A 15,719-nucleotide genomic window follows, 5' to 3' on the forward strand; every position below is an offset into this window, starting at 1 on the left:
ATCGACCAACCGAAACAAAGTATTTCAATCATTACATTACTCATCACGACAATCTTCATTGGCAAATTCAATTTCAATGGTAGTGTGCACAAAATCAAACTCATCAAGACCTTGGCGAAGTTCGTCTTTAAGTGTTCTCAATTGAGAAACCGAAACATCTTGTTTCAACTCCACATGTGCCGTCATGACGCTATGTTCACCGTCCAAAGACCAGATATGAAAATGATGTATATCCGCCACATCATCAAATGACATGAGTACTTTACGCACTTCCTCCATCTGCTTAGCATCGGGCGTGGCTTGCAGGAATAACAATAAGGTTTCTTTTAGATTTCTAACTACATTGAATAAAATGAATAACGTGAAGCCAATGGATAAGATAGGATCTAAAATTGGCCATGGCTTAAACATCAGCACAATCGATACGATCAGCACTGCCACCCAACCCAATACATCTTCAAGTAAATGCCAGTTTAAGATACGTTCGTTTAAGGAATTCCCTTCGCTAAGTTTATACGCAGCAAATCCATTAACGGCGATGCCAAAAATTGACAGGAGTATCATGCCTTCGACTTGCGGCATTTCGGGTGCAGAAAGCCTTGGGATAGCTTCGAATAAGATCCATATTGAGCCAGTCGTTAACACTAACCCGTTAATCAATGCACCAAGAAGTGAAAAGCGTTTATAGCCATAGGAAAATGTATTGGTTGCTTGTTTATCACTGAGTTTATTTAAGCCCCAAGCGGTGCCAATGGATAAACTATCGCCCAAATCATGCACTGCGTCGGCCATAATAGCCGTGCTGTTTGTCAGCCACCCGCCGATAAATTCAATGATAGTGAACACGACATTCAAGAAAAATGCCCAGCCAATACGTTTTGATGCGCTGTTATCACTGTGACTGTGGTTATGATTATGCATGGTTGATTTTGTCCAATATCGCTTGATTTTCAGCACTGATTGGCAGTCGCTTAAAGGGGCTGATGTCAGTGCCACCTGTATTCCCTTTAGGTACAAGGCCGATAGCTGTTTTGGTTGCAGCACCAACTATTCTTATTACTTGTCCAAAAACGGCTCTCCAATCTTTGTTTAGAAGACCGTGTCGCAGCATTTTACAATGAATTAAACAATGATAATAAGTAGAGTGCTGACCAATTACATGCGCATCCTCCAGCGCTGCAAATGCCTGCCTCTCATTATTGTTAGACATTGCATCTGAGTAATCTGTTAATTTGGAATCGATATGTGGCTTAACCGCTTTGTTGTATGTCATAGTGGATCACCCGCTTTACCTTTCTGTACTTCGCTATTAAGTACTTCCTGCTTGGCACCTTTGAGGATCATCCACGCTCCGCGCAGCACGACAATCGACACAATACAGCCGATAACCAAATCCGGTACTCTGCTATCAAGCCATACCACTAAAACTCCGGCGATAATGACACCCATGTTGGCGATGACATCGTTGGCCGAAAAAATCCAGCTGGCTCGCATATGTACTTCGTCGTTTTTATGATTACGAATGATCACCAAGCAAACGACGTTTGCAATTAGTGCAATGAACCCCATTCCTATCATTAGTGATGAGATAGGCTCACTGCCCAAGAATAACCTTCTGGTAATATCAATAAGAATAATTACGCCCAGCAATAGCTGAAAGTAACCACTGATTTTCGCAGCTTTGGCTTTGTGAAGTATAGATTTGCCCACAGCATAAATACCTATGCCGTATACAACTGCATCCGCTAGCATGTCCATAGAGTCTGCTATTAAAGCAGTAGAGTCAGCCAAAATACCCACGGTCATCTCAACGAAAAACATCGTCGCATTGATGCCGAGCAGCCAATACAGAACCCGTTTTTGTGAGGCATCTTTGATTTCCACTTCACAGCCGCAACCACTCATTGTTCAACTCTTATTCCCAAAACTATAGGTACAGTGTAAAGTCTATACCTAGTATAGAGTCAACAACACAAAGGCACGTTTATGAAAATAGGTGAGCTATCAAAAAAAAGTGGGTGTTCTATTCAGACGATCCGTTTTTATGAAAAACAGGATTTGTTTGAGGCTTGCAATCGCAGTGAAGGCAACTACAGAATTTACGACGCATCATCGTTGAGAGCACTGCGATTCATTAAACAATGTCGCTCATTAGATTTGACCATAATAGAAATTAAACAGCTGTTGGATACAAAAAATAATCCCGATAAAAGTTGTTCTAGTGTGAACAATTTGATCCATCAACATATGGTTGACGTCACGCATCGCATTGCAGAGCTTGAGGAGCTAAAGGCTACCCTATCTGAGATGGCCTCGGCATGCACAGATGATAGAAAAGTTAAAGAATGTGGGGTATTGCAGTTGCTTGAAGAGTGATACTTATATCTACAAGTCTTGTAGTTTACGTTTGCCTAAGGTTTCATAATTGTACATGGTTCGCTAATTGATATTAGATAAAGTAACCAATACACAATAAATAGCTATGTTCGCATTTTTGGGCTAAGCAGTCGTTCGACTGAGGTAGGTCGAATGTCCGTTGATCGCTCAAAGCTGCCTATTTTCTTTTAATTTCCAATTCACAGGTGTCCGGCGTTTTTCAAGTTAGTTGTTGCCTTAAGTTTCAAACTTTTCGTTGGCTGAAGTATAAATCAAAACTCTTTAATTCTTGGTACGGTCTTTTGCTGCCAATATGTTAGCCAGTAGGCGGCTAGTAAACTAGCAATTGAAAGTAAAAGCATAAATATAGCTTTAAGGATGCTACCTCTAGTCGAATCATAAATTAATAGAGGTATTGCAATGAAAGGGAGTGAACCTGCTACAGCTCGATACAGACCTACTAGGTTAAAACCAATTTGGTATGAAGGTGTATGTAATCTGTATTTAAATGTTCTACTAGAATCGGGTAAAGACAAACTGTATTTAGAAATAGCCCAAACAACACTATGCAAAAGAGTTAGTAAATTAAAATAGTATATCAGATGGTCTGGTGGCGTAATCCCTTAGAAAAAGCTAACCGGGCCTTCTACGCCTGAAAAGAGTAAGACTAAAAGGCAGGGAATTGAGCCAAATACAATTGCACAAATAATTTCGTCAAAGAGTAAGTGTGAAGCGGTTTTGTTTTTCGTTGGTTTGCATAATTGTTTTCTATTGTACTTTGAGCTTTAAAATACAATTCAAAAGAAGAATAAAAACTTGTTCAGTAGAGTGCCATTAGCTGTCTTCCTATATATCCCCCCCTTTTATACCTTAAAAGTATAAAATAATTTAAGGGAAGTATCGTGCGATAAATGTGCGACATATATTTAAAAATGCTAAGTTAATAGTGCGATAAAGAAGAGAGTTTAATTTATAACAAGTTGAAACAAATAGAATTTAAATGGTCGGTATGGAGAGATTCGAACTCTCGACCCCTGCCACCCCATGACAGTGCGCTACCAAGCTGCGCCACATACCGACTTTGTATGCAATAGTACGTGTATTTTTTTAAAAATCAATAAGCGATTGTTTGTTTGGGTGTTTATTACGCAAGAGACCTAAAAAGGCACTCTTGCGGTGTATTAATTGGCTAGTCTTTATTTAACCACTTTTTGATCGAGTCATACATCTCATCTCGTATTAATGGCTGAGCTTTTTTGTTAGGGTGTAAACTATCGTTTTGCATCAGCTCAGGTTGGCTGGCAATATCTAGCATAAAAAAGTTCATTAAATGCGCGTTTGTTTCTTCGCTAACATGTGTAAAAGTGTCTGTAAACATTTTACTGTAACGCGGACCGTAATTAGGGGGAATGTAAATCTCCATTAAGGCGGTCATCGCATTAGCTGCTTGGCTTTTTTGAATAAGAGACGTTAAGTTAGTTTGCATTTTTTTGACTGGAAAACCACGTAAACCGTCATTAGCACCTAGCTCAATAAGTACATGAGTGGGTTCGTATTGCTCAAGCAATGCATCTAAACGGCGTAGGGCTCCACCAGATGTTTCGCCACTAATACTGGCGTTGATAAGTTCAATGTCGGCTTGTTCGTCATCGTATTTATCTTGTAACAATTTTACCCAGCCTTCTTCTTGTTGAAGTCCGTAGGCTGCGCTTAAACTGTCACCGAGTATTAAAATCGTGTTGTCGGCTGCTGCGCTCAGCGGTTTGATAACTAAAAATAAAATGAATACTAAACGAAGGATTGAATGAGTCATATGTCAGCGCTTTCTCAATTAAATATAATTCAGGTTAATGGTTTGTCTAAAGTAGTCTCTACCTTTGAAGGTGAGCTGCCCATCCTCAGCGACATCAGCTTTAATGTCAAGCATGGCGAGTCTGTTGCTATTGTTGGCACATCGGGATCTGGTAAATCTACGTTACTCAGTTTATTGGCAGGGCTGGACACCGCCAGCAGCGGTGAAATATTTTTAGATGGTGAACCATTACACAATTTAGACGAAGAAGAGCGCGCTGCACTGCGCGCCGCTAAAATTGGGTTTGTGTTTCAATCGTTCATGTTAGTACAAAGCTTAACGGCACTTGAAAACGTTATGCTACCAGCAGAGCTTGCTGGCGAGAGTGATGCGAAAGAGCAAGCAATTGCTTTGCTTGAAAAAGTAGGTTTGAGCCATCGAATTGATCATTACCCGTCGCAACTTTCTGGCGGTGAGCAACAGCGTGTTGCTATTGCGCGAGCATTTATTGGTACACCTAAAATACTGTTTGCTGATGAGCCTTCGGCTAACTTAGATAGTAAAAATGGTAAAATGATTGAGTCGTTATTATTTGATTTAAATACTCAGCACGGTACTACGCTTATTTTGGTTACTCACGATGAAGGGCTTGCACAAAAATGTGAGCACATTATTCAAATAGAAGCGGGTTTACTGGTAAAAAGCCAAGTAGAGGACGTTGCTGATGTGGGTTAAGTTAGCGCTTAAGTTATTTTCGCGAGAATTTCGTCGTGGTGAGCTAACTGTTATAAGTGCGGCTATCGCGCTTGCAGTTTTAACCGTGCTTACACTGTCTATGGTTACTGAGCGAATAGGGCAAAGTATTGCGCAAAAAAGCAGTGCTTTTATTGCAGCAGACCGTGTACTTGCAAGCGATCATGTTCTCGACACCGCTTTTATTACTCAAGCACAGAGCCAAAATTTAAAAACGGCGCAGATGGTGTACTTCGACACTATGTTGTTTGCTAATGATGAAATGCAGTTTAGCTCAGTAAAAGCGGCATCTAATGCGTACCCGCTAAAAGGGCAGTTAAAAGTTAAAGATACCCTTACAGGTGAAACTAAGGTTGCTAATAGCGGACCAACGCCTGGTAATGTGTGGCTAAGTGAATCTGTATTTTACAGTTTAAATATTGATATAGGCGCGCAAGTAGAGCTTGGCGCTGCATTATTTAATGTTTCAAAAGTTATTGTAGAAGAGCCCGATGCGCCATTTAATGTGTTTTCAAGCAGCCGTCGTGTGCTTATTAATATTGACGATGTAGCAAAAACCGAAGTTGTGCAGCCGGGTAGTCGTGTTTATTACCGCCAACTTTATGCCGGTAGTGAGGCCGATATAAATAGCTTTTATGAGTGGCTTAAACCACAAATGAAAGAAAACCAACAATGGTACGGCGTTAAAGACCGCCAATCACCTATTTCAAATAGTTTAAACCGCGCAGAGAGCTTTTTATTACTAGCCGGTCTATTAGGTATTATTTTAGCCGCAGTGGCTATAGCTGTTTCAGCAAAACGTTATTGTGAACGCCAATACGACCCAGTAGCGATGATGAAAACGTTAGGCGGTAGTCGTTCGATGATCCGAAAAATATACATGCTTCATTTATTGCTTGTGTGTGCAATGGCGGTAAGTATTGGATTGTTAATTGGTTACGGCTTGCAAGAAATAGCAACAAGTTACTTATCAAAAAGTATGGGCACAGAGCTACCTTTAGGTGGTTTTAAACCTTGGCTGGTGGCTATTAGCACTGGCGTAATTTGTGCCGTTATGTTTTCTATTAAGCCGTTGTTTGATTTATTTGATATTCCACCACTTAGAGTACTGCGCCGTAACTTAGGTGACAAATTGGCAGTGAGCCGTGTGCATTTAGGTATGAGTGCGCTAACCGTGTTTTTATTAATGTGGTTATTTAGTAACAACATAAAAATAACGCTTATTTTGTTTATCTCAACACTCGCGCTAATTGGTGTGCTGTTTTTAGTATCTAAATTAATATTTGGTGGTGGTCGAAAACTAGGGTTAAAGCCAGGTAACAGTTGGTCGCTTGCAATTGCGTCTATTCAAAAGCGTGCAAATGTGAACGCGGTACAGTTAATTAGTTTTTCGTTAGCGATTAAATTACTGCTGTTTTTAGTGGTACTTAAAAACGACATGATATCTGATTGGCAATCGCAGTTACCAAGCGACGCACCTAATGCGTTTTTAGTGAATATTACGCAAAATGAACTTGAGCCAATTAATGAATATTTAGCTCAAAAAGATATTCAGGTATCAGAGTTTTATCCAACTATTCGTGGGCGCGTAAATGCGGTAAACGGCGAGTTGGTAGCACGTTCTGTATCGCTGCAAGACAATGAGAAAAAAGACGAAGAAGCCCGTGCAGGTATTGGCCGTGAGCTAAACCTTACATGGCTTAAAGATGTGCCTGACCAAAATGAAGTAACACAAGGCACGTGGTTTGGTGAAAATGCGATGGCTGAAGCCTCAGTAGAGGAGTCGATGCTTGAGCGTTTAGATGTTGAGATAGGCGATACGCTTACATTCTTAATTGGTTCGCAGTCGTTTGACGCTAAAATCACCAGTGTGCGCAAAGTTAATTGGGCCACGCTTAAACCTAACTTTTTTATTATTTTAAGCCCAGATGTACTTGCAGATTTTCCTGCAACGTATATTTCGTCGGTTCGTATAAACCCAGAGCAAAAGCGTGATTTTAGCCAGTTATTGCGTACTTACCCTACTATTACAGCAATTGACATTGATAACTTTGTTAAGCAAATACAAACAACTATTTCGCAAGTATCACTCGCCATCGGCTTTGTACTTGCAATTGTTGTGTTGTGTGGCGCACTTGTACTTATATCGCAAGTGCAAGCTAGTTTAGGTGAGCGTATGCAAGAAATTGTAATACTCAGAACGCTAGGGGCTAAAAGCCGATTAATCAAAAACGCGACCCTTTATGAGTTTTTATTACTAGGCGGTTTAGCTGGTTTAGTTGCTGCATTTTTTAGTGATATAGCGCTTTTAATTGTGCAACAACAAATGTTTGATTTAGCCGGTAAGCTACACCCGCACATATGGATTATTGGGCCGGTAGCTGGCGGTGTATTTGTAGCGGGTTTAGGTTATTTAATGATTGCCCGAACACTAAAACAAAACACCCAAGGGTTAGTGCGCGCCCTAGGGTAAGCTTAAACTAACTTAACACGTATTGGATTAAGTATTAAATGCCCACCTAACACGTGGGCATTTTTGTTTTCTTTGTACTGGTAATTTATACAGTGCTCTGGCATTATTAGCGTAATTTAAAAATAACAATAATGAGAATGCAGTTTGGCCATTATTTTAGGGATTGATCCTGGTTCACGTTTGACCGGGTATGGCGTTGTTGCCCACCAAGGTTCTAAATTTACATACTTAGGCAGTGGCTGTATTAAGTTAGCCGATCATCCTTTTCCGGTTAGACTTAAAATGATCTACCAAGGCATTACACAACTTATTGAGCAATTTTCGCCAGAAACCTTTGCCATTGAAAAAGTATTTATGGCGCATAACCCCGATTCAGCTCTAAAACTAGGCCAAGCTAGAGGCGCTGCGATTGTAGGTGCAGCAATGGCCGACTTACCCGTATTTGAATACTCAGCTAGACAAATTAAGCAAGCAGTAGTAGGTAACGGCGGCGCTGATAAAACACAAGTGCAACACATGGTAAAAAATATTTTAAAGTTGCCTGGCACGCCACAAGCCGATGCAGCTGATGCACTCGCTATTGCGATTTGCCACGCTCACTCAGAACAAAATTTAATTAAACTAGCGGGTAGCGCAAGCAAAACCGTTAGAGGACGTCTAAGGAAATAACTATGATAGGCCGCTTAAATGGTATTTTAGTCGAAAAACAGCCACCAGAGATATTACTCGAAGTAAGTGGTGTCGGTTACGAAGTACAAATGCCAATGACCTGTTTTTACGATTTACCAAAGATTGGTGAAAACGCGATTGTTTACACTCACTTTGTAGTGCGTGAAGATGCTCAACTGTTATTTGGTTTTAATAATAAAGTTGAACGTGCCTTGTTTAGAGAGCTATTAAAAGCAAATGGCGTAGGGCCAAAACTTGGCTTAGCTATTTTATCGGGCATGTCGGCAAAGCAATTTGTAAGTTGTGTAAATAACGAAGACTCAACGTCGCTAGTTAAATTACCGGGTGTCGGTAAAAAAACAGCCGAGCGTTTGGTACTCGAAATGAAAGACAGACTAAAAGATTGGGGTAATGATTTATTTACGCCATTTAGCGACAGCGCAGTAATAGAGCCAATGAGCGATGCGACAATAGCTAATAACGCAGCCGATGATGCCGTATCAGCACTGCTTGCATTAGGTTATAAATTGCCACAAGCTCAAAAAGCAGTAAAATCGATAAGCAAACCCGATATGTCCACTGAGGTTCTTATTAGAGAATCTTTAAAATCTATGTTGTGAGTAACCCATGATTGAAGCGGATCGCTTAATTGACGCGACTGAAAAAACAAATGAAGACTCTATAGATCGTGCTATAAGGCCAAAACTTTTAGCTGACTACAGGGGCCAGCCTCATGTTAAGCAGCAAATGGAAATTTTTATTGAAGCTGCTCGTACCCGTGGTGAAGCGCTCGATCATTTATTAATATTTGGCCCACCAGGGCTTGGTAAAACCACGCTTGCAAATATTGTCGCCAACGAATTACACGTAAGTATTAAAACAACATCAGGCCCTGTACTTGAAAAAGCAGGCGATTTAGCTGCGCTGCTCACAAATTTAGAGGAAGGCGATGTACTGTTTATTGATGAAATACACAGACTCAGCCCGCAAGTTGAAGAAATACTCTACCCCGCAATGGAAGACTACCAGCTTGATATAATGATTGGTGAAGGCCCAGCTGCGCGTTCTATTAAATTAGACCTACCTGCATTTACACTTATTGGAGCAACCACCCGAGCAGGCTCGCTTACATCGCCACTACGAGACCGTTTTGGTATTGTGCAGCGATTAGAGTTTTATTCTGTAGAAGATTTGTCGCACATAGTAGGGCGCTCTGCACATTATCTAGGTTTAGAAATGTGTGACGATGGCGCAACCGAAATTGCACAGCGTTCGCGCGGTACACCACGTATAGCTAACCGCTTATTGCGCCGTGTACGTGATTACACACAGGTAAAATCTGACGGTACAGTAAACGCCGAAGTAGCTAAGCAAGCGCTTGACATGATTGACGTAGATAAAAGTGGTTTTGACTATATGGATCGCAAATATTTACTCGCCATAATTGAAAAATTTATGGGCGGCCCTGTCGGGCTCGACAATGTAGCGGCTGCTATTGGTGAAGAGCGTGAAACAATTGAAGATGTGATAGAACCATTTTTGATCCAGCAAGGATTTATTCAGCGCACTCCACGCGGGCGAATAGTCTCTGATAGCGCATACCATCATTTCGGTTTACTTCCTAAAAAAGACTAGCCTATACACATTACTTGCTGTGGTTTATTGCACAGCAGGTAACTGACTTGTTATCCCTTGCTTTGACATATTTATCCGGCAGGTATTTTACCCAAAACCTCAACACACTGTTGCAAATGTTATTTCAAAATACCTATATGCTTTATAGTTAACTGTTAATTCACAGGGCGTTAAGACTCGCGAAGCTATCCTGCGTACCATTAAAACTAGTAACCGAATTACTTATTGTAAAATAGGTAGGGCAATTATTAGTTTATAAATAAAGTATGTAGCGCACCAAATTGCAGGCAAAAAAAAGCCCGCAAAAAATGCGGGCAAACAACAAGTTGAAGGAAGTAATCCAGGGAACTACGTTTTACTTAATTTGGTTTTATCCAGAAAGAGTAAAACAATGTAATACGATAAAATATCCTATTACTAAGAACTTGGCTTAATGAAGCTATCTCATTCAGTGCGCTAGTTCGGTATGGGAGAATAATACGTAAGTTTACTTTTTTGTTCAAACTAGAAAATTTGTATTTTCAGATTAGAAAAACTAATTCTGTGAATTTTATTGTTGTTTGAATCTTGTGCGTTAATTAATCGTTAAATTTATAAGTTAATGAAATTTATAGCTTAAGTAATGAGTTTCGTTGTGACTCGGTATTAGTTTTACTATTACGTGAAGATCAGGCTCATAAGTTTTGAGTGTTTATGCTCTTATTTTGAATAAACGGCGCATTTTATGACGTTTTACCTATATATTTACGCATATTTGTAGTCAGCAAGTTTAGTTAAAAGATTAAATAAAATACTGAGGCAGAGGGAAATGCCAACTAAAGCTGTTTTTTTAACGTTTTTTGTTGCCTATTCATAGCAATACCGTTGTCAGCTTGAAATGGACTAGATACACTAGATGCAACTTTTGACCTTGTAAGCGGTCATATTTATACAAATTAATCAATTTGCCGTATTTTGAAATTACTTAGGAGTTTAACGTGGGATCAGGGCTTAATTTTTTAGACCTAATTTTAGAAGCAAGTTTGCTTGTTCAATTAGTAATGTTAGGGCTAGTTGCCATGTCTGTAATGTCGTGGACAATTATATTTCAGCGTAAAAAAGCAATATCAGATGCACTATCAAATGCTAAGAAATTTGAGCAAAAGTTTTGGTCTGGTATTGATTTAAGCAAATTGTATAACGAAATATCATCACGCAGCGGTCAGTCTCAAGGTATCGAAGCACTATTCACTTCAGGCTTTAAAGAGTTTGCTCGCCATAAAAAGAATACATTTCAAAGTGCGAGTATTGTTATGGAGGGTACGCACCGTTCAATGCGTGTTGCACTTTCTCGTGAAATTGAAAAAATTGAATCTAGCTTATCGTTTTTAGCAACAGTAGGTTCTATAAGTCCGTACATCGGTTTGTTTGGTACAGTGTGGGGTATTATGAATGCCTTTATTGCACTTGGTGAAGTGAAACAAGCTACATTACAAATGGTAGCTCCAGGTATTGCAGAGGCACTTATTGCGACTGCTATGGGTTTATTTGCGGCAATTCCGGCCGTTATTGCTTATAACCGCTTTTCAAACAGTGTTGAAAAGCTTGAGTCTCACTATATTAACTTTATGGAAGAGTTTGCTAATATTTTACACCGTCAAGCAGCTACACAAATAGAGGCACAAGCGAATGTATCAGCGTAAAAAGCGCCGCCCGGTCGCAGAAATTAATGTAGTACCTTACATTGATGTAATGTTGGTACTACTTATTATATTTATGGCAACAGCACCGCTTATTACACACGGTGTAAAAGTTGATTTACCTAAAATGGAAGAGTCTGATTTAGTTGATACTAAAGATACTCCGCCTATTATTGCTTCAATTGATGCAGAGGGTAAATATTATGTGAGCGTAGGTACTGATCCTGAAGAGCCTATGGAAGCACTTGATGTTGCTGCGGTTATAAAATTACAATTAATGAAAAACCCTGACGTACCAGTAATGATCAAAGGTTCTGGTAAGGTGTCGTATCAAGAAGTATTATTACTAATGGATTTTTTGAAAAATGCAGGCGTACCATCAGTAGGATTAATGACTGAATCCTTCGAGGGGAAGTAGCTGTATGAATAGTTCAGTAGTAAAATCGATAGTACTTCATTTAGGCATAGGTGGTTTTTTGTATGCGTCTGCAAACATTCACCCACCTGCGCCTAAGGTAATGGAAGTAACGCTTAATTCGGCTATACCCACCCCAGATAATGCGGTATCGGCTGTTACAGTTGATCAAAAGCAAGTTGAGCAAAAAATTGCTGAGCTTCAAAAGAAAGAAAAAGATAAAAAAAGTGCTGAAGACAAACGTATTCGTGATTTAGAACGCAGGGCGGCAAATGCACGTGAGCAACGCGAATCTGAATCTAGGCATATTAAAAAGCTAGAGCAAGAACGCAAAGCTAAAGAAAAAGAAACAGCCGAGGCTCAAGCACAAGCTAAAAAAGCACGTGCTATTGAGCAAAAAGAGCGCGCTAAAGCTAAGCAAGCTGAAAAACAAAAGCAAGAAGCTGAAAGTGCAGCTAAAGCTGCTGCTGATAAACGTAAAACCGAAGAAGACGCACTTAAAAAAGCAGAAGCTGAACGTAAAAAACGTGAAATCGAGGCAAAAGAGCGTGCAGCCGAGGCAGAACGTAAACGCCAGCAAGCGATGCAAGAGCAAATGCTACAAGAGCAACTTGCAAAAGAGCAGGCTGCCCGTAGTAAAATACGTCAGCAACAAGTGGTGAGCGAAGTTGATAAGTACCGTGCATTAATTATGGCGCGTATTCAACAAAACTTATTGATTGATGAAAAAATGAAAAACCAGCAGTGCCGAGTCAATATTCGTTTAGGCTTTAATGGTTTAGTAACGCAAGTTAAATCATTAGGTGGCGATAAGTTAGTGTGTGAAGCTGCATTAAGAGCAGTGCGCATGGCTGACACATTACCGGTATCTAAAGATAAAGACGTATTCGAACAACTTAAGAATATTAATTTAACAATCAAGCCAGAGTTTTAAAGGAATGATATGTTCAACAAAATAAAAATAGCCTGTTTAGTTTTACTGTTTGGGTTTGTGGGTGTTGCTAATGCAGCGCTTGAAATTGTAATAACTGAGGGTGTAGATGGTGCAAGGCCTATTGCTATAGTGCCTTTTAAATACCAAGGTGTTGGTCCAATCCCTGAAAAATTAAGCAGTGTTATTGCTGCCGACTTAATGCGCAGTGGTAAGTTTAAACCTGTAGATGTAGCGCAAATGCCACAACAGCCGACCAAAGATAGCGAAATTGATTACGCATCTTGGGTTAATAAAGGTGTGGAGGCTGTATTAGTGGGCGAAGTTGAGCAGCAAACTGATGGGCGTTACTTAGTGCGTTATGAGTTAGTTGACGTGATTCGTGGCCAAATTACTGGTGGCAACACACAAATGATGAGTAATGGTAAGTTAATCAAAAGCCAAGATCATATTTTAGAAGCGCGTGAAAGTGTTATTGGTGAAAGCGGTTTTCGCCGTTACTCTCATCGAATCAGTGACGTTATATATGAAAAACTTACTGGTGAGAAAGGCGCATTTTTGACTAAAATTGCTTATGTAATAGTGCGCGATAATGATGAAAAGCCTTACCAATTAGTTGTTGCAGACTATGATGGATTTAATGAGCAAGTATTGCTTCGCTCAAAAGAGCCATTAATGTCGCCAGCGTGGTCACCAGATGGTACTAAGCTAGCGTATGTAACGTTTGAAAACCGCCAAAGCCAAATTTATATTCAAGATATTTACACGGGTAAGCGCGAAATAATCGCAAGCTACCGTGGTATTAATGGCGCACCGCAGTTTTCGCCAGATGGCAAAAAGCTATTATTAGTACTTTCTAAAGACAAGACGGGTGCAACAGAAGTTTACTTGCTTGACCTGGCTACACGCAAAGAAACGCGCTTAACAAATCACCGTAGCATAGATACTGAACCATCTTGGCATCCTAATGGTCAAGATATTGTGTTTACATCTGAAAGGGGTGGTAATGCTCAGATTTATAAGTTAAATTTAAAAACAGGTAGGTCACAACGACTCACCTTTGATGGTGATATGAATCTTGCTGGTTCTATAACACCAGATGGAAAAGAATTAGTGATGGTTAACCGTACCAACGGGCAGTACCATCTTGCTAAGAAAGAGCTGGCTACAGGTGCGTTCCAAGTATTAACGAGAACACGCCTAGATGAATCACCGAGCATAGCGCCAAACGGTTCGATGATTATATATAGCACGCTTCATAATAATAAACAGGTACTTGCGCTAGTATCGATGGACGGCCGCTTTAAAGCACGGTTACCTGTGCTAGACGGACAAGTAAAGGCACCAGCTTGGTCGCCATACTTACAGTAATATTACTGGTTTACTCAAAATAGGAATCTACTCAATGCAACTTAACAAAATACTTAAAGGCCTGCTAATTGCTGTGCCAGTAATGACATTAGCAGCTTGTAGCTCATCTTCAGATATCGATGAAGGTGCTGCAAACCAATCAAATCAAGGCGTTGTTGAGCAATCAACTAACACTGATACAGTTGAAGTAGCTACAATCTCTCCTGAGCAACAAGCAGAAGAGCAACTTCGTCAAAAGTACGAAGCACTTCGCCAAGAGCAAGTAATCTACTTTGATTTTGATAAAGCGACAGTTGAAGGCAAATACGCTGATTTACTTCGTGCACATGCTGAGTTTTTAGTTCAAAACTCATCAGTTAAAGTACTAATTGAAGGCCACGCAGATGAACGCGGTACTCCAGAGTACAATATTGCACTAGGTGAGCACCGTGGCCAAGCAGTTGAAAAATACTTATTAAGCTTAGGTGTTTCAGCTAGCCAAATGTCAGTGGTAAGCTACGGTGAAGAGAAGCCAATGGTTAAGTCTCGCACTGAATCAGCTTTCGCTAAAAACCGCCGTGCGGTACTAGTTTACTAAGATAAGAGATATTATGAAGCCGAAAATTATTTTGGCAGCCATGATATTGAGCGGGAGCACCCAGTTAATGGCTGCTCCCGCTCCTGTTTCAGAAGCTGCGAGTTCACAATCAAGTATTGAGAAGCGATTAGCGTCACTTGAAAATATGATGCAGTCGCGTAACTTTTTGCAAGTAGAGTTACAACAACAGCTCAACTTATTACAAGACGAAGTAAGCCAAATTCGAGGTGTAACAGAAGAGCAAAGCTACAAGCTTGAAAAAGTACTGCAGCGTCAGCGTGAGTTGTACCAAGAAATCGAAAACCGCGTGAGCCAAGCTTATACACAGCCAGCAGCTCCGGTAGCCGATCAGGCACAGCCAAACGACGCACAGACCTATAGCAGTGACTTATCTGAAAACGAAGCGTATGAGCGCGCTGTTGCGTTAATAATGAAAGATAAACGCTACGATCAAGCGATCCCTGAATTTCAAACGTTTTTAACTACGTACCCAAACTCTGTATATGCATCTAATGCGCATTATTGGTTAGGGCAGTTGCTTACAATTAAGAATGATGGTGTAAAAGCGGTAGAGCACTTTAAAGTCGTTGTTAACGAATTTCCAAATTCTAACAAACGTCCAGATGCAATGCTAAAGTTAGGTACACTTTTACAAGATCAAGGTTCGGCGGAGCAAGCACAAAAAATATTGAGTGATCTTATCAATCAATACCCAAGTACAACCGCTGCAAAACTAGCGACTGATCGTTTAGGTAACTAGCGACTAAATTTTTAGTTAAGGCGAGCAAACTACATGGAAACTCTCGAAGAATCTTGGATTTGCATGTAGTTTGAGCACAAACGGTTTAATTTTGTGCATCTAGACATAAAAACTTAAAAAAAGAGACAATTTCGGTTGCACTCATTTTATAAATAAGTATTATAAGCGCCCGCAGCAAACGAATGGTTACCCCACTCGAAATGCGACAAAAAGAGCGGGTTATTAGCTCAGTTGGTAGAGCAGTTGACTTTTAATCAATTGGTCGATGGTTCAAATCCATCATAACCC

Annotated in this window: 16 protein-coding genes and 2 tRNA genes; 13 read left to right on the plus strand and 5 right to left on the minus strand. The window is 40.2% G+C overall.

The window, feature by feature from the left end; all coding sequences use genetic code 11:
- Positions 1-36: 36 nt before the first annotated feature.
- Genes WNY79_RS17725 through WNY79_RS17735 form a run of 3 tightly spaced genes read right to left on the minus strand, consistent with a single transcriptional unit; the run spans position 37 to position 1,905 of the window.
- On the minus strand, positions 37-921 hold the full coding sequence (locus WNY79_RS17725) for a cation diffusion facilitator family transporter (protein ID WP_058549644.1): 885 nt from the start codon (positions 919-921) through the stop codon (positions 37-39).
- Positions 914-1,273, minus strand: a complete 360-nt coding sequence (locus WNY79_RS17730; protein WP_058549645.1) for a DUF3703 domain-containing protein — start codon at positions 1,271-1,273, stop codon at positions 914-916. Before WNY79_RS17730 ends, WNY79_RS17725 begins: the two co-directional genes overlap by 8 nt.
- Positions 1,270-1,905: a cation transporter gene (locus tag WNY79_RS17735; protein ID WP_058549646.1), complete on the minus strand. Its 636-nt coding sequence runs from the start codon at positions 1,903-1,905 to the stop codon at positions 1,270-1,272. Before WNY79_RS17735 ends, WNY79_RS17730 begins: the two co-directional genes overlap by 4 nt.
- A gap of 81 nt (positions 1,906-1,986) precedes the next feature.
- On the opposite strand from WNY79_RS17735, the gene cadR reads away from it, so the two are divergent.
- Positions 1,987-2,376: a Cd(II)/Pb(II)-responsive transcriptional regulator gene (gene cadR, locus WNY79_RS17740; RefSeq protein WP_058549647.1), complete on the plus strand. Its 390-nt coding sequence runs from the start codon at positions 1,987-1,989 to the stop codon at positions 2,374-2,376.
- A gap of 1,001 nt (positions 2,377-3,377) precedes the next feature.
- Here cadR and WNY79_RS17745 read toward each other — a convergent pair.
- Together WNY79_RS17745 and WNY79_RS17750 are read right to left on the minus strand one after the other, a co-directional pair.
- Positions 3,378-3,454: transfer RNA gene (locus WNY79_RS17745), tRNA-Pro, on the minus strand.
- Between the two features lie 111 nt (positions 3,455-3,565).
- Positions 3,566-4,189 carry an arylesterase gene (locus tag WNY79_RS17750; protein WP_342876517.1) on the minus strand — a complete coding sequence of 208 codons (624 nt, stop codon included), beginning with the start codon at positions 4,187-4,189 and terminating at the stop codon, positions 3,566-3,568.
- On the opposite strand from WNY79_RS17750, the gene WNY79_RS17755 reads away from it, so the two are divergent.
- The 12 genes from WNY79_RS17755 (at position 4,190) to WNY79_RS17810 (ending at position 15,719) form a co-directional block, all read left to right on the plus strand.
- Positions 4,190-4,903 (plus strand): ABC transporter ATP-binding protein, encoded by a 714-nt coding sequence (locus tag WNY79_RS17755; protein WP_024596837.1) that lies wholly within the window; start codon positions 4,190-4,192, stop codon positions 4,901-4,903.
- A complete protein-coding gene (locus WNY79_RS17760) occupies positions 4,893-7,394 on the plus strand; it encodes an FtsX-like permease family protein (protein WP_294114670.1) in 2,502 nt (833 codons plus the stop codon). Before WNY79_RS17755 ends, WNY79_RS17760 begins: the two co-directional genes overlap by 11 nt.
- Positions 7,395-7,538: 144 nt before the next feature.
- The gene (gene ruvC, locus WNY79_RS17765) at positions 7,539-8,063 is read left to right on the plus strand and encodes a crossover junction endodeoxyribonuclease RuvC (RefSeq protein WP_002960649.1); all 525 of its coding nucleotides are present in this window, start codon (positions 7,539-7,541) and stop codon (positions 8,061-8,063) included.
- A gap of 2 nt (positions 8,064-8,065) precedes the next feature.
- Positions 8,066-8,683 (plus strand): Holliday junction branch migration protein RuvA, encoded by a 618-nt coding sequence (gene ruvA, locus WNY79_RS17770; protein ID WP_002960647.1) that lies wholly within the window; start codon positions 8,066-8,068, stop codon positions 8,681-8,683.
- Positions 8,684-8,690: 7 nt separating this feature from the next.
- Positions 8,691-9,698 carry a Holliday junction branch migration DNA helicase RuvB gene (gene ruvB, locus WNY79_RS17775; protein WP_007580382.1) on the plus strand — a complete coding sequence of 336 codons (1,008 nt, stop codon included), beginning with the start codon at positions 8,691-8,693 and terminating at the stop codon, positions 9,696-9,698.
- A gap of 977 nt (positions 9,699-10,675) precedes the next feature.
- A complete protein-coding gene (gene tolQ, locus WNY79_RS17780; protein ID WP_007580384.1) occupies positions 10,676-11,380 on the plus strand; it encodes a protein TolQ in 705 nt (234 codons plus the stop codon).
- A complete protein-coding gene (tolR, locus tag WNY79_RS17785) occupies positions 11,367-11,795 on the plus strand; it encodes a protein TolR (RefSeq protein ID WP_007580386.1) in 429 nt (142 codons plus the stop codon). The genes tolQ and tolR overlap by 14 nt, the downstream gene beginning before the upstream one ends.
- A gap of 4 nt (positions 11,796-11,799) precedes the next feature.
- Complete coding sequence (gene tolA / locus WNY79_RS17790; RefSeq protein ID WP_076923801.1) at positions 11,800-12,726, plus strand: cell envelope integrity protein TolA; 927 nt, start codon at positions 11,800-11,802, stop codon at positions 12,724-12,726.
- 9 nt (positions 12,727-12,735) lie between these two features.
- Positions 12,736-14,094, plus strand: a complete 1,359-nt coding sequence (tolB, locus tag WNY79_RS17795) for a Tol-Pal system beta propeller repeat protein TolB (protein WP_024598709.1) — start codon at positions 12,736-12,738, stop codon at positions 14,092-14,094.
- A 34-nt stretch (positions 14,095-14,128) separates the two neighbouring features.
- Complete coding sequence (pal, locus tag WNY79_RS17800) at positions 14,129-14,671, plus strand: peptidoglycan-associated lipoprotein Pal (RefSeq protein WP_024597677.1); 543 nt, start codon at positions 14,129-14,131, stop codon at positions 14,669-14,671.
- Between the two features lie 13 nt (positions 14,672-14,684).
- Positions 14,685-15,431, plus strand: a complete 747-nt coding sequence (ybgF, locus tag WNY79_RS17805; protein WP_076923802.1) for a tol-pal system protein YbgF — start codon at positions 14,685-14,687, stop codon at positions 15,429-15,431.
- 216 nt (positions 15,432-15,647) lie between these two features.
- Positions 15,648-15,719: transfer RNA gene (locus WNY79_RS17810), tRNA-Lys, on the plus strand.

This window comes from Pseudoalteromonas sp. AS84 (genome assembly GCF_038900255.1).
Taxonomy (GTDB): domain Bacteria; phylum Pseudomonadota; class Gammaproteobacteria; order Enterobacterales; family Alteromonadaceae; genus Pseudoalteromonas.

Coding starts and splice junctions, on each gene's coding strand:
- WNY79_RS17725 (WP_058549644.1), bottom strand. CDS start 921: ATGCATAATCATAACCACAGTCACAGTGATAACAGCGCATCAAAACGT.
- WNY79_RS17730 (WP_058549645.1), bottom strand. CDS start 1,273: ATGACATACAACAAAGCGGTTAAGCCACATATCGATTCCAAATTAACA.
- WNY79_RS17735 (WP_058549646.1), bottom strand. CDS start 1,905: ATGAGTGGTTGCGGCTGTGAAGTGGAAATCAAAGATGCCTCACAAAAA.
- cadR (WP_058549647.1), top strand. CDS start 1,987: ATGAAAATAGGTGAGCTATCAAAAAAAAGTGGGTGTTCTATTCAGACG.
- WNY79_RS17750 (WP_342876517.1), bottom strand. CDS start 4,189: ATGACTCATTCAATCCTTCGTTTAGTATTCATTTTATTTTTAGTTATC.
- WNY79_RS17755 (WP_024596837.1), top strand. CDS start 4,190: ATGTCAGCGCTTTCTCAATTAAATATAATTCAGGTTAATGGTTTGTCT.
- WNY79_RS17760 (WP_294114670.1), top strand. CDS start 4,893: ATGTGGGTTAAGTTAGCGCTTAAGTTATTTTCGCGAGAATTTCGTCGT.
- ruvA (WP_002960647.1), top strand. CDS start 8,066: ATGATAGGCCGCTTAAATGGTATTTTAGTCGAAAAACAGCCACCAGAG.
- ruvB (WP_007580382.1), top strand. CDS start 8,691: ATGATTGAAGCGGATCGCTTAATTGACGCGACTGAAAAAACAAATGAA.
- tolR (WP_007580386.1), top strand. CDS start 11,367: ATGTATCAGCGTAAAAAGCGCCGCCCGGTCGCAGAAATTAATGTAGTA.
- tolA (WP_076923801.1), top strand. CDS start 11,800: ATGAATAGTTCAGTAGTAAAATCGATAGTACTTCATTTAGGCATAGGT.
- tolB (WP_024598709.1), top strand. CDS start 12,736: ATGTTCAACAAAATAAAAATAGCCTGTTTAGTTTTACTGTTTGGGTTT.
- pal (WP_024597677.1), top strand. CDS start 14,129: ATGCAACTTAACAAAATACTTAAAGGCCTGCTAATTGCTGTGCCAGTA.
- ybgF (WP_076923802.1), top strand. CDS start 14,685: ATGAAGCCGAAAATTATTTTGGCAGCCATGATATTGAGCGGGAGCACC.